Origin of the sequence: Zavarzinia sp. (assembly GCF_049306435.1) — a bacterium.
Lineage (GTDB): Bacteria > Pseudomonadota > Alphaproteobacteria > Zavarziniales > Zavarziniaceae > Zavarzinia.
The window spans coordinates 18360-32100 of record NZ_JBAQRT010000086.1; the positions used below are offsets into that span (position 1 = coordinate 18360).

The following is a 13741-nucleotide window of genomic DNA, read 5'->3' on the forward strand; positions in this document are numbered from 1 at the left end:
CGGGCGGGCGGCCATGGCGATCCTCTTCCTGCCCATGGCCGCCCACCAGGTGATGCCCTGGGCCAATGGCGGCGGCACCACGGCGGAAGTCGCGATTCATCCGCCGGGGGCGAGCGTGGCCGCCCGCGATTTCGACTGGCGCATCTCCATGGCCCATGTCGGCGGCGACGGGCCGTTTTCCGCGCTTCCCGGTTTCGACCGCAGCCTGACCCTGATCGAAGGCCAGGGCATGATCCTCGATGCCGGGACGGAAGGCTGCTTCACCCTGGCCGAGCCCTATGATCAGGCCCTGTTCCCCGGCGACTGGGCGATCACCGCCCGCCTGCGTGGCGGCCCCATCGATGATCTCAACGTGATGACCCGGCGGGGCGCCTTCAGCGCCCAGATCGAAATCCTGACCCTTCTCGACCGGGGCGGTATCGAGACGGCGCCGACCACGGTGCTTGTCGGGCTCGAAGGGCGGGTCTCGGTCGCCGGCGGTCCGGACCTTGGCCCGCGCGACGCGGCCCTGATCGAAGAGCGTGCTGGGGGGTGGCTAAGCCTCTCCGGCAATGGCATGGTGGCGGTCATCCGTTTGTTGCCTGTCGCCGCGCCGCTTCATGTCTGAACATTAGTGGGGCCTTCACGCCCATCGCTTCGGCGTCGGGCGCGGGTTTGCGCTTATCCGGCCGCAAGGCGCGCGCTGCGTGCCGATCCCGTGCTCATGCGCTGACCAAAAAAGTGGCACGATCGATCGTCGGCTTGCCGGTCTGGCGCGGAAATATTCAGTTTCCTTCCTTTATGTATTTACAAATCATCTGAATGTGGGACGATTTCACCCGATCCACATGGGAGTCCCGGCACGCCGGGACGGGGTTGGAAGGACGAGGAGGCCGAGATGGCGTTTTCCAATGGCATAGGGCGTCGCGAATTTCTGATCGGCTCGGCGGCCGCCGCCGGCATGGTCGGGCTGATGCCGCGCAAGCTCTTTGCGGCGACGCCGAAAAAGGGCGGCACCCTGAAGGTCGGCGTCGGCGATTTCGCCGCGACCGACAGTCTCGATCCCGCGATGTACGAGACGTATTTTCAGCTTTTCCTGTTCCGCCAGCTGCGCAACAACCTGATCGAATTCGGTCCGGGCGGCGTGCTCGTCCCTGAACTCGCCGAAAGCTGGGAAGGCTCGGCCGACGCCAGGACCTGGGTGTTCAAGCTGCGCACCGGCGTCACCTTCCACAATGGCAAGGAATTCGACGCGGAAGACGCGGCCTATTCGCTGAACCGCCACCGGATCGAAGGCACCACCTCGTCGGCGGCGCCGATCCTGAAGCCGGTTCTCGACATCAAGGCGACCGGCAAGCACGAACTGACCGTCACCCTGAAGGATGGCAACGTCGGCTTCCCCGACATCATGACCCTCGAGACCCTGGGCATGGTGCCGAAGGACGAGACCGATTTCGCCAAGGGGATCGGCACCGGCGGTTACATGCTCGTCTCCTTCGAGCCGGGCGTGAAGTCGGTCGTGAAGCGCAATCCGAACTACTGGAAGGCCGACCGCGCCCATTTCGATTCGATCGAGATGATCGCGATCAAGGACGCCGCCGCGCGTACCGCCGCCCTCGTTTCCGGCTCGATCGACGCCTGCAATTTCGTCGATCTCAAGACCGCCAATCTCCTGAAGCGCAACGACAAGGTGAAGCTGCTCTCGGTCGCGGGCAAGGCGCATTACACCTTCCCGATGCTGATGGACGCCGATCCGTTCAAGGACAACGACGTGCGCACGGCGATGAAATACGCCGTGAACCGCGAGGAGATGGTGAAGGTGATCGCGGGCGGCTTCGCCTCGATCGGCAACGACCAGCCCATCACCCCGTCCTATCAGTTCTACAACCCGGATCTGAAGCCCAAGGCCTATGACCCGGACAAGGCCAAGTTCCACCTGAAGAAGGCCGGTCACGACAAGCTCTCGGTCGAGCTGTTCGTCTCGGAAACGCCCTTCACCGGCGCGACCGATGCCGCCGTCCTCTACCGCGAGCACGCGGCCAAGGCCGGCATCGACATCAAGGTGACCAAGACCCCGGAAGACGGCTACTGGAACGACATCTGGTTCAAGAAGCCCTTCTGCGCCGCGCGCTGGTCGGGCCGGGCCAACGAGGATGCGATGCTGGCGCTCGCCTATAGCTCGGACGGCATCGCCGCCGGCTGGAACGAGACCCACATGGCCGACCCCAAGCTCGACCAGATGCTGGTCGCCGCGCGGACGGAATTCGACATCGCGAAGCGCCGGCAGATCTATTACGACGCCCAGACCCTGATCGCCGAAACCGGCGGCTGTGTCGCGCCCGTGGTGGCCAATTTCGTCGACGCGGTCTCGGCCAAGGTCGAGCATGGCGAGCTGGCTTCCGACTTCTCGATGGATGGCGGCCGCTTCGCCGAGCGTTGGTGGTTCGCCTAAGCCCTTCGGCCTGAACGGGCCTGTTTCCGGGGGGAGGGGCGATCGCGGTCGCCCCTCCCCCCTTTTTTGTCCTGTTGTAACCTTGAAAGGAACACAAGCGATGGCTGCCACGGCAAAGATGGCCCTGGCCCTGCTGGCCCAGCAGAACGGATTGCACCCGGCGGGCTGGATCAAGGCCGGGGGGCCGACCGACTGCGCGAACGACATCGACTATCACATCGAGATGGCCCGCCTCGCCGAGACGGGCAAGTTCGACCTGTTCTTCGTCGCCGACACGCCGGCCGCCCGCACCGACAATCTCGGCGCCTGGAGCCGTTACACGCCCTATATGAACTGCTTCGAGCCGATCACGCTTCTGAGCGCCCTCGCCGGGGCGACCAGCCGCATCGGCCTCGGCGGCACGGCTTCGACCAGTTTCTACGAGCCCTATAATATCGCGAGGCTCTATGCCTCGCTCGATCACCTCTCCCATGGCCGGGGGGCGTGGAACGTCGTCACCTCGGGCAATAATTACGCCGCCCGCAATTTCGGCGAGGACAAGCTGCCGCCGCACGCCAAGCGTTACGCGAGGGCCAGGGAATTCGTCGAGGTCGTCAAGGCGCTGTGGGACACCTACGACGACGACGCGATCGTCTACGACCGGGAAGGCGGTGTCTATTTCGATCCCGCGAAATTCCACGTCCTCGATCACCAGGGCGAATTCTTCAAGATGCATTCCGCCCTCAATATCGCCCGCTGCCCGCAGGGCCAGCCGGTGATCATCCAGGCCGGGGCCTCGGACGCGGGCAGGGAACTGGCGGCCGAGACGGCGGAGGTCGTGTTCAATTCCGACGACGAACTGCCGGCCGCCAAGGCCTATTACGATGACCTGAAGGGCCGCACGGCGAAATTCGGCCGCACGCCCGCCGATATCCGCGTGCTCGCCGGCTTCACCCCGATGATCGCCGACAGCCGCTGGGAGGCGGAGGACAAATACCGCGAGCTGCAGGAATTGATGCACCCGCTGGTGGGCAAGGTGCGCGTGTCGTCCGATCTCGAGGCGGATGTCTCGGACCTCGACCCGGATCAGCCGATCCCGCTCGAGCGGATTCCGAAAACGGCCAATCTGCACACCCGCTATTTCGAGCAGATCGTCGACATGATCAAGAACCAGCAGCTGACCCTGCGCCAGCTCTGGCAGCGTTACGAACGGGGCAACAAGCGCATCCTCGGCACCGCCACCGACGTCGCCGACACGATGGAGGAATGGTTCAGGGCCGGCGCCTGCGACGGTTTCATGATGATCTTCCCGACCTTGCCCGATGGCTTGCAGGAATTCGTCGCCAGGGTCGTGCCCGAGCTGCAGCGCCGCGGCCTCTACAAGCTCGATTACGAAGGCGTGACCTTACGCGAGCATCTCGGCCTGAAGCGGCCCGAAAGCCGCTATGCCAAGGCCGCGCTCAGCCGAGCAGGTGGCGCGCGATGATCGTGCGCTGGATCTCGGACGAGCCTTCGTAGATCCGCATGATGCGCAGGTCGCGGACCCAGCGTTCCAGGGGCAGGGCGGTCGTGTAACCATAGCCGCCATGGATCTGGAGCGCGCGGTCCGCGATCTCGCCCGCCGCTTCCGAGGCGTGGAGCTTGGCCATCGCCGCCTCCAGCGCGTAACGCGCGCCGGTGCCCCGCTTTCGCGCCGCATCCTCGGTCAGCAGGCGGGCGGCGCGCAGTTTCACGCCCATGTCGGCGATCATCCACTGGATGCCCTGATAATCCGCCAGCATCTGGCCACCGATCCGGCGTTGCCGCGCCCAGTCGATGGCGGCGGCGAGGGCAGCCTCGGCGATGCCGAGGCACATGGACGCGACCTCGATCCGGCCGTTGTCCAGCACCTTCATCGCCGTGCGAAAGCCGCTGCCCTCCGGCCCGATGCGGCTGGCCTCCGGCAGGCGGCAGTCGAAGGTCAGCTCGAAGACATGGCCGCCCCTCAGCCCCATGGTGCTTTCGGGCGGGGAGGCGGCGAAGCCCGGGGTGCCCTTCTCGACGACGAAGGCGCTGATGCCCTTGTGGCCCGCATCCGGGTCGGTCACCGCGAAGACGGTGATGAAATCGGCGACACCGCCGTTCGAGATGAAATGCTTCACCCCGGTCAGATGGTAACCCTCACCCTCCCGAACCGCCCGGCAGCGCATGTCGGCGGGGTTCGAGCCGGCGCGCGGCTCGGTCAGGGCGAAGGCACCCAGGATTTCCCCGCTCGCCGCGCGCGGCAGGTAGCGGGCGCGCAAGCTATCGTCGCCGCCGATCAGGATGGCGTCGGTCGCCAGGAAATGGGCGGTCAGGGCGGAGGCGGTGGCGCCGCAAGCCCCCGCCACCGCCTCGACCGCGAGGGCAAGGGCCGGGGCCGACAGGCCGGGGCCGCCCCAGGCTTCCGGCAGGTTCAGGCCGAGGGCGCCGAGGCCGGCGAGGGCGCGCAATTGTTCGCGCGGGAAACGGGCCTCCGCGTCGGTCGTGGCGGCGGCGGGGGCGATCGTCTCTCGGCACAGGCGCCGGATCTGGTCGAGGGCGATGGTGTCGAAGTCGCTCGGGCTCATGGCCGCTTCCCCACGATGGTGCCGGCCGCGCTCAGGGCCGCGATCTGTTCGGTTTCGTGTCCCAGCCAGCGGGACAGGACATCGGCATTGTCGGCGCCAAGCGCGGGCGCCGGGCGCTGGCCGCCCCGGGCGAGGCCGGCGAAATGCACCGGCTGTTCCATGGCGGGCAGGGTGCCCAGGGTGGGATGGGCGGTTTCGCCGATCAGGCCCCGGCCGCGGACGTGATCCCCGGCGAAAACCTCCGCCGCCTCGAGGATGGGGGCGGCGGGCACGCCCGCGGCGGACAGGGCGGCGACCGCTTCCGCCACCGTCCAGCGGGCAAGGCCTGCCTCGATCAGCGGGCGAAGCGCGGTCTCATGTTCGGTGCGAAGCGAGTCGCTGGCGAAACGCGGATCATCGGAAAGCCGGGGCTGGCCCAGCGCCGCAACGAGATTGCCGAATTGCACCGCGTTCAGGACGCAGATGACGACATGACCATCCCGTGCCCGATAGGCGCCGAAGGGGGTCGAAAGCGGGTGGCGGTTGCCGACGCGCGTGGGCGCGCCGCCGAACATCCATTGCGCCACCGCCGTCGGCAGCAGGGCGACCAGGGAATCCAGCATGGCGATATCGAGCCGGCGGCCCCGTCCGGTCTTCTCGCGTTCCAGCAGCGCGGCGAGGATCGACCACGACGCGAACAGCCCGGCGGCGAGATCGCCGATCGATTCGCCCACTTTCATCGGCTCGCCCTGCGGCTCCCCGGTCAGGGCCATCAGGCCGGACAGGCCCTGCGCGACCAGATCGAAGGCGGGCAGGCCGGCATTCGGCCCGGTCTGACCGAAGCCCGAAATCGAGGCGTAGACGAGGCGGGAATTCGCCGCCAGCAATCCCTCGGCGCCGAGGCCGAGGCGGTCGGCGACGCCGGGGCGGAAATTCTCGATCACCACATCGGCGCGCAGGGCGAGGGCCTGGGCCAGCGCCTGCCCCGCCTTCTGCTTCAGGTCGATGGCGATTCCCCGCTTGTTGCGGTTCACCAGCTGGAACAGGGCGCTTTCGCCGTCGCGGAAGGGGGCGACGTGACGATAGTCGTCGCCCTGCGGCGCCTCGACCTTGACCACGTCTGCGCCCAGATCGGCGAGCAGCGCCGTGCAATAGGGGCCGGACAGCACCCTGGTGAAATCCAGGATGCGGATGCCCGACAGCGGCCCACCCTTGGTCTCGGTCATCAAACCATCTCCCGCGCGGCGCCGTGCCGCCCGGGATGAATCTTCCGCCTTCCGTGATATAAGGAAAAATATGGACTTCGCATTCTGGATATAGGTTGTGGCTATAGCGATCACCACCCGCCATCTGCGCGCCCTGCTCGCCGTCGCCGAGGCCGGCAGCACCGCCGGCGCGGCGCGCAGCCTTCATCTGTCGCAGCCCTCCGTCTCGGTCGCGGTGCAGGAGCTGGAGGCGATCCTGGGGCAGGCCCTGTTCCAGCGCCTGCCGGCGCGCGGCCTGGTGCCCACCGCCTTTGGTCTCCGCAAACTGGCGGAGGCCCGGGCGCTGGCCTCGGCTCTATCGGCATTCGAGGCGGGGGACGGGCAGGTGGGGGCGCCGGCGGGTCATGTCGCCTTCGGCTATTTCTCGACCCTCGGGCCGCAATATGTTCCAGCCGTCCTGCGGCGGATGGCGGCGGCCTATCCAAAGGTCAGCGTGTCCATCCACGAGGGCGATCTCGGCGAATTGAACCGCCTGCTGGCGGCCGGTCGGATCGAACTGGCGCTGACCTATGACGTCGAGCTTGGCGCCGGCATCGCCGCGGAAGCGGTCGGGGAATTGCGTCCCTATGCCCTTTTGCCGGCCAGACATGCCCTGGCGGCGCGGGCGGCGGTGACGGTCGCGGATCTGGCGGCGGAGCCCTTCATCCTCGTCGACCTGCCGCTGTCGCGGGAATTCCTGCTGTCGCCCTTCAGGGCCGCGGGGGTCGAGCCCCGCGTCGCCTATCGCGCGCCCTCGCTGGAAATGGTCTTCGGTCTGGTCGCCAATGGTCTTGGCGTATCGCTGCTGGTCACGCGGCGCGAGGGGGACCTCGCCTATGACGGCCGGCGCGTGGTGCGCCGCCCGCTCGAGGGCAGCGCCATGCGCCAGGGCGTGGTGATCGCGCGGGCCGAAGGCATCGCGCCGACCGCGCCGGCCCGGGCCCTGGCCGAATGCATCCGGGCGGAAATCGCGGGCGGGTGAGGGGAAAGCGTCAGGCCCGCGCCAGCCGGTCGGCCATGAAGCGGTAGAAATCGGCGATCGTGCCTTCGACATCCTCGGGGCCGAGGGGGCCGGGGACGTAACGCTCGGACTTCAGGCCCCGGATCAGGGTTTCCAGCTTTTCCTTGTCCTCGGCGTTGAAGGCGTTGCACAGCGCGACATAAGGGGCGACTTCCGGCGCCTCCGCATTCTCGACGTAACCGGCGACGCCCCAATGGATCGCCACCTCGCCCACGCCCTTCGGCCTGATGCACATGTAGAGCGTGAAATGCGAGGCATAGGAGACGACGAAACTGGGGAAGACGCAGAACAGCGTCGAATGGCGCCGATATTCGACCGGCAGATCGGGGTGATAGGGGGTGCGCTCCGGCGTGTCGGGCGAATAATGGGATTCGTAGGCCGTGTAATCGGCCGTGCCCGGCAGTTTCCGGCACAGGCTGGTCGGCGTGATCGGATGCAGCGTGCGCAGATGGGTGGCGGAGAGGTGATAACCCTCCATGAAATTCTCGACGAGGCACTTCCAGTTGGTCTTCCAGACATCGTCCGCGGTAAAGACGCTGATGCGGTCCTGATGCTGGAAGGGCGTGATATGGGGCAGCAGGCCCGCCATGCGGGGGGCGAGCGGCACCGCCTTGCCGTCGAGATTGACGAAGATGAAATTCTGCCAGATCTCGACCGCGAAGGGGAACAGGCCGCAATCCGCCTTGTCGAAGCCCGCAACCTTGTCCATCAGCGGCGCGGCGACCAGGGCGCCGTCCTGCCCGTAACCCCAGGCGTGATAGGCGCAGGAGAACAGCTTGGTGTTGCCCTTGCCGCTGGCGACGATATTGCCCCGATGCCGGCAGACGTTGGAGAGCACGCGGACCTGTCCGTCCTTGCCGCGTACCACCAGCAGGGGCTCGCCCACCAGTTCGGTGGTGAAGTAATCGCCCGGATCGCGGATCTCGTCCTCATGGCCGAGGCAGACCCATTCCTTGCGGAAGATCGCCTGTTCCTCGACCTCGAGGAAGCGCTCGTCGGTATAGAAGGGGCCCGGCATCGCCCGCGCGAGGCCCGAAGGCCGGCTCAGGTAAGGCTTCAGGGACTGGCGGATCGCGGCGACGTCGGACATCGGGGGCAAGCCTATCTTCGGTATCAGGACAGGGCGGGGAAGGGGATCCCGGCGGCAGCATCGATCAGCGCGCCGGATCGCACAAGGGCGGCGGCGGCTTCGATGTCCGGGGCCATGTAGCGATCGTCCTCCAGGCTCGGCACCGCGGCGCGGATGGCGGCGACCGCGGCGGCCAGCGGGGCGGACGTCCTGAGGGGTGCGCGCAGCTCGATGCCCTGCGCGCCAGTCAGCGCCTCGACCCCGAGGATGACGGACAGATTGGCGTTCATGTCCATCAGGCGGCGGGCGCCATGGGCGGCCATCGAGACATGGTCTTCCTGATTGGCGCTGGTCGGCGTCGAATCGACGGAACAGGGCGCGGCGCGCTGCTTGTTCTCGGACATCAGGGCGGCGGTGGTCACTTCCGCGATCATGAAGCCGGAATTGACCCCGGGGCGCGGGCTGAGGAAGGCGGGCAGGCCGAAGTTCAGCGCGGGATCGACCAGGGTTGCGATGCGGCGCTGGGCGATGGCGCCCACTTCGGCGATGGCGAGGGCGGTCTGGTCGGCGGCGAAGGCGACCGGCTCGGCGTGGAAATTGCCGCCCGAGACGATGGTGCCGTCATGGGTCAGCACCAGCGGATTGTCGGTGACCGCATTCGCCTCGACCTCGAGGGTGGCGCCGACCTGGCGCAGCAGGTCGATGCAGGCGCCGGTGACCTGCGGCTGGCAGCGCATGCAATAGGGGTCCTGCACCCGGCTGTCGCCGGTCTGATGCGAGACGCAGATGCCGGACGTCGAAACGAGGGCGTGGAGGGTTACGCCCGCGTCGATCTGGCCCTTGTGGCCCCGCAACTGATGGATTTCCGGCCGGAACGGCGCCACCGAGGCCATGGCGGCATCGACGCTGAGGGCGCCGGTGACGAGGGCGCTGGTCGCCAGTACCCAGGCATCGAACAGCCCGGCCAGGGCCATGGCGGTCGAGACCTGCGTGCCATTGATCATGGCGAGGCCTTCCTTCGGCCCCAGCACGACGGGGGCGAGGCCGGCGGCGGCCAGCGCCTCGGCGCCGGGCATCCGCCGGCCCTCATGAATCGCCTCGCCTTCGCCGATCATCACGGCGGTCATATGGGCGAGAGGGGCGAGATCGCCGCTGGCCCCGACCGAGCCCTGGCCCGGCACCACCGGGATCACATCCCGGTCCAGCAGGGCTTCGAGAAGTTCGATCAGCTCGAAACGCACGCCCGAGGCGCCCCGGCCCAGCGAGATCAGCTTCAGCGCCAGCATCAGGCGGACGACGGGCGCGGGCAGCGGCGCGCCGACGCCGCAGGAATGCGACAGGATCAGGTTGCGCTGAAGTTTCGCCGTTTCCTCGGGCGCGATGCGGGTGCTGGCCAGCTTGCCGAAGCCCGTGTTGATACCATAGACCGCGGGGCCATCCGCCGCGGCGGCGACCAGGCGCGCGGCGGCCTCAATCCCGGGGCGCATCGCCCGGTCCAGGGTGACGGTACATTCGCCCCGATAGATCCGGCGCAGCTCGTCCAGGGTGACGGCGCCGGGATGCAGGGTGATCGCGGGCATGACGGGTCTCCACAAACGGCCGGCGCTGGGGGCCGGGGTGATCTTTCCTTCAGCCTGTCGCAGATGTTTTATTTTGTACAGACATAAAAATGCGAACCAACGCCAAATCCATCTGGGACCGGGAAAAGGTCAGCATTTATGTCGGGTCATTATCGAAAGTGCGAAGCCTCGCGCAGCAGCCAGTCGAGGAAATCCCGGGCCCCGGGCTTGCGGATGCTGGCGTCGGTCCAGGCGACGAAATAGGGCACGGGCAGAACCAGTTCGAGCGCCGACAGGGCGACCAGCCGCCCGCTGGCCAGGTCGTCGGCGATGAAACTGCGCTGGCCCAGCGCGACGCCCTCGCCCGCGATGGCGGCGGCGAGCGCGACCGACGACAGGGAATAGAGCCGCTCCGGCGCGGGCGGCGCGGCGGCAAGGCCGGCGGCGCGGAACCAGTCGGTCCAGGCCGGCCCGTTCTGGTGGTCCGGGCGCCAGTCGATATGGATGAGGGGCAGGCGGGCGATGGCCGCCGCCGACAGGGGGCCGACGGCCAGTTTCGGGCTGGCGACCGGCACCACGCGGTCGACGAAGAGTTCGGCCGAATGGCGATGCAGGGTCACGCGCGGGCCATAGGTCAGGCGGAAATCGACGGTGCCGGCTTCCAGCCCGTCCTCCCGGTGATGGCCCTCGAGGCGCAGGTCGATGAAGGCCCGGGACTGCTGCCAGCCATAGACCCGGGGCGCCAGCCATTTCAGCATCAGGGAGGGCAGGGCGGACACCGACAGGCCGGTGATGTCGCCGCGCTGCTCGAGGAGTTTCTGGGCGTCGCGCAGGCGCTCGAACCCCTCGAAGATCATTTCGAAATAGGGTTTGCCGGCCTCGGTCAACTCCAGCTTCCGCCCCGACCGGCGGAACAGCGGCCGGCCGACATGATCTTCCAGCAGGCGCAATTGCTGGCTGACCGCGCCGGGGGAGACGCCCAGATCCTCGGCCGCGCGGGCGACGCCGCCGTGGCGGCAGACCGCCTCGAAGATCTCGAGCGCGCGAAGCGGGGGCAGACGGCGGGCCATGGTCGATCCATCACTTTAGTTTGTCTAAAGTGATATCACAGGATTTCTCCATTTTCTGCGGCTCTATGATTAGCCATGATGAAATCGAAATCGAAATCGGCGATCGCCGCTGTCAGCTTTCGAGGTCGGCCATGTATTTGCGCAATCACACCTGGTATGTCGCGGACTGGGGCCACGCGGTCACCCGCGAGCTGCGCCAGATCGAGATCATGGGCGAGAAGATCGTGATCTACCGCACCGAGGCGGGCGATCCGGTCGCGCTCGAAGATGCCTGTCCGCATCGCAAGCTGCCGCTGTCCATGGGCCGGCTGAAGGGCGATCAGGTCGAATGCGGCTATCACGGCCTCACCTTCGACTGTTCGGGCGCCTGTACCCGCGTGCCGGGCCAGTCCCTGATCCCGGCCAAGGCGAGGGTGCGTTCCTACCCGGTCGAGCAGCGTTACGATCTCGTCTGGATCTGGATGGGCGACCCCGCCCTGGCCGATCCCGACAAGATTCTGAAGATCGAACATTGGGGCGATCCGTCCTGGGGCTTCAACACCGGCCCCGTCATGGAACTCGACTGCAACTACCTGCTGGTGACCGACAATCTGCTCGACCCGTCCCATGTCTCCTGGGTCCACCCGGGCTCCTTCGCCCAGGCCGCCTGCGAGGAAACGCCGCTCGACATCGACATCAGGGACGATGGTGTCGCCGTGTCCCGCTGGATGCATGACGTCGAGGTCGCGCCGCTCTATCAGCCGCTGGTGCCCTTTGCCGGCAATTGCGACCGGCTGCAGCATTACGAGGTGCGTTTCCCCAGCCTCGCGGTGATCAAGGCGGTGTTCACCCCGGCGGGCAAGGGCGGTCGCGGCAAGGCGCTGCCGGACGACACCTTCCTGATGGACAGCTACAACCTGATGACCCCGGTGAACGAGCGCCAGACGCGCTACTACTGGTTCCAGCTGCGCAATGTGAAGCCGGATTGCGCCGAAACCTCGGCCTTCATGTCCAAGGGCATCAAGGCCGCCTTCGACGAGGACAAGGCGATCCTGAACGCGGTGCAGAAGGGCCTCGATAGCGCCACCACGCGCCCGATCGACCTTGCCATCGACGGCGGCCCGCTGCGCTTCCGCCGCCTGCTGGACAAGATGATCGCGGCCGAGAACACCCCGCCGGGCGCGACCGGCCAGGCGGCGGAATAGGGCGCCCTTGTCGTCGCGAGACTCGGAGCGACGAGGGAAGGATGAGGGTCAGTCCGCCGCCTGGCCGAGGCTGAAGCGGCCCTTGATCGAGAAGCGGTCGCCCGGATAGGTCAGGTGGACGACGGTGATGGGCTGGCCGCGGTGGAACGTCTGGCGATCGACGACGAGGAGGGCGGCGCCGACCTTCACCCCCAGTTTGTTGGCGAGATCGGCGCTGGCGTTGGTGGCGCGGACCGTGTGGTCGACCTCGGACCAGGGGATATTGTCCAGCAGCCATTTGCTGGGCGGCGTGTCCTGGAAAGTCTCGTGTTCCACCTGGGGGAAGGCATCGAAGTTGATATAGCGGGTCTCGAGCTGGACCGGCAGGCCGTCGGCGAGATGGATCGCCTCGATATAGAGGAGGCGGGCATTGGCCGGCAGGGCGGGCCAGGTCACCCCGCCCTTGCCATTGTGCATCACCCGGCGCTCGAGGATGCGGTATTCGTAGATCTGTTTCGCCTGCTCGATCTCGTCCGAGACATCGCGCAAGGGCAGCACGAAGCGTTCCTGGAACTGCCAGGAGACGACGGTGCCGGCCCTTCGGTTGCGCTCGACGAGGCCGCTCTTGGCGAGTTCGGTGATCGCCTTGTTCACGGTCTGGCGCGAAGTGTTGAAGATCTCGGTCAGTTCCGCCTCGGAGGGCAGCTTTTCGCCCTGCTTGTAGCGGCCTTTCAGGATCTGTTCGGTTACCGCGCGGCCGATCTGCTTGAACAGGGGCCCCTGGCCATCGAGGACGAAGCTGGGCGTTTTCGACATGTCGCTCTTCACCGGCTCACGGGTTGCATTCGGGGCTTTCGACTTCATGATGGCGACCCGATCGGCTTACAGGATGGATTGGTTTTCGTGCCCGGATCAAGTCGCGCGATCGGGGCGGGGGTTGGAGAGGCGGCAAGATGATTTCCTATGGTCCCATAACCTGCGACCTCGACTTCGGCCGTGAAGGCGTGACCGCCGGCAATATCCTTGTCGACCATTCCGACGATGCCCATGCCGCGACCCTGGTGCCGGTGCCTGTCGTCGTGCTCGCCCGCGGCGCGGGGCCGACGGTGCTGATGACCGCCGGCATTCACGGCGATGAATACGAAGGCCAGATCGCCCTGCGCCGGCTGGTCCACGACCTGCCGCTCGAGGAACTGACCGGGCGCCTCATCCTGCTGCCGGCCTTCAACGCGCCGGCGGTGCGCGCCGGGCGGCGCTGTTCGCCCCTCGATGGGGCCAACATGAACCGGGCCTTTCCGGGCGCGCCGGGCGGCGGGCCGACGGCGGCGCTGGCCGGTTTCGTGCTCGAACATCTGGTGCCGCTCGCCGATTTCGTCTTCGACATTCATTCGGGTGGGGCCAGCGGGCTTTATCACGACCAGGCCTTCCTCTGCCTCGCGGAGGAGCCGCGCCTGCGGGCCAAGGGGATCGAGGCGGCGGCCTGGCTGGGCGCGCCCGTCACCTTCACCATCCCGGCCTCCACCGACTATGGCGATTTCGACGGTGCCGTGCTCGCCCGGGGGGTGCCCTTCCTGTCCAGCGAATTCGGCGGCGGCGCCATGGTCTCGCCCGCGTCCCTCGGCAATGCCGTCGCCGGGG

The 13741-nt window shown here is 67.3% G+C and carries 11 protein-coding genes and 1 pseudogene; 6 read left to right on the forward strand and 6 right to left on the reverse strand.

Annotated features, from left to right (window positions below; translation table 11 throughout):
- Positions 1-13: 13 nt before the first annotated feature.
- The 3 genes from WAZ62_RS04480 (at position 14) to WAZ62_RS04490 (ending at position 3896) form a co-directional block, all read left to right on the forward strand.
- A complete protein-coding gene (locus WAZ62_RS04480) occupies positions 14-607 on the forward strand; it encodes a HutD family protein (protein WP_422642325.1) in 594 nt (197 codons plus the stop codon).
- 270 nt (positions 608-877) lie between these two features.
- The gene (locus tag WAZ62_RS04485; RefSeq protein WP_422642326.1) at positions 878-2431 is read left to right on the forward strand and encodes an ABC transporter substrate-binding protein; all 1554 of its coding nucleotides are present in this window, start codon (positions 878-880) and stop codon (positions 2429-2431) included.
- Positions 2432-2531: 100 nt separating this feature from the next.
- A complete protein-coding gene (locus WAZ62_RS04490) occupies positions 2532-3896 on the forward strand; it encodes an LLM class flavin-dependent oxidoreductase (RefSeq protein ID WP_422642327.1) in 1365 nt (454 codons plus the stop codon).
- Here WAZ62_RS04490 and WAZ62_RS04495 read toward each other — a convergent pair.
- Entirely contained in the window at positions 3871-4998 is a 1128-nt protein-coding gene (locus tag WAZ62_RS04495; protein ID WP_422642328.1) for an acyl-CoA dehydrogenase family protein, read from the reverse strand. The two genes, WAZ62_RS04490 and WAZ62_RS04495, sit on opposite strands and share 26 nt — an antisense overlap.
- A complete protein-coding gene (locus WAZ62_RS04500; RefSeq protein ID WP_422642329.1) occupies positions 4995-6203 on the reverse strand; it encodes a CaiB/BaiF CoA transferase family protein in 1209 nt (402 codons plus the stop codon). The genes WAZ62_RS04495 and WAZ62_RS04500 overlap by 4 nt, the downstream gene beginning before the upstream one ends.
- 97 nt (positions 6204-6300) lie before the next feature.
- On the opposite strand from WAZ62_RS04500, the gene WAZ62_RS04505 reads away from it, so the two are divergent.
- Positions 6301-7203: a LysR family transcriptional regulator gene (locus WAZ62_RS04505; RefSeq protein ID WP_422642330.1), complete on the forward strand. Its 903-nt coding sequence runs from the start codon at positions 6301-6303 to the stop codon at positions 7201-7203.
- 10 nt (positions 7204-7213) lie between these two features.
- On the opposite strand, the gene WAZ62_RS04510 is transcribed toward WAZ62_RS04505, so the two are convergent.
- From WAZ62_RS04510 to WAZ62_RS04520, 3 genes are all read right to left on the reverse strand, one after another.
- Positions 7214-8332, reverse strand: a complete 1119-nt coding sequence (locus WAZ62_RS04510; protein ID WP_422642331.1) for an aromatic ring-hydroxylating oxygenase subunit alpha — start codon at positions 8330-8332, stop codon at positions 7214-7216.
- A gap of 23 nt (positions 8333-8355) precedes the next feature.
- A complete protein-coding gene (gene hutH, locus WAZ62_RS04515; RefSeq protein ID WP_422642332.1) occupies positions 8356-9891 on the reverse strand; it encodes a histidine ammonia-lyase in 1536 nt (511 codons plus the stop codon).
- A gap of 149 nt (positions 9892-10040) precedes the next feature.
- Entirely contained in the window at positions 10041-10940 is a 900-nt protein-coding gene (locus tag WAZ62_RS04520; protein WP_422642333.1) for a LysR substrate-binding domain-containing protein, read from the reverse strand.
- A 131-nt stretch (positions 10941-11071) separates the two neighbouring features.
- Between WAZ62_RS04520 and WAZ62_RS04525 the strand changes: the two genes are divergently transcribed.
- Entirely contained in the window at positions 11072-12124 is a 1053-nt protein-coding gene (locus WAZ62_RS04525; RefSeq protein ID WP_422642334.1) for a Rieske 2Fe-2S domain-containing protein, read from the forward strand.
- 48 nt (positions 12125-12172) lie between these two features.
- Here the strand turns inward: WAZ62_RS04525 and WAZ62_RS04530 are convergent, their stop codons facing one another.
- Positions 12173-12919 (reverse strand): GntR family transcriptional regulator, encoded by a 747-nt coding sequence (locus WAZ62_RS04530; RefSeq protein WP_422642335.1) that lies wholly within the window; start codon positions 12917-12919, stop codon positions 12173-12175.
- A 137-nt stretch (positions 12920-13056) separates the two neighbouring features.
- On the opposite strand from WAZ62_RS04530, the pseudogene WAZ62_RS04535 reads away from it, so the two are divergent.
- Positions 13057-13741, forward strand: a pseudogene (locus WAZ62_RS04535) (deacylase); the annotation flags it as partial.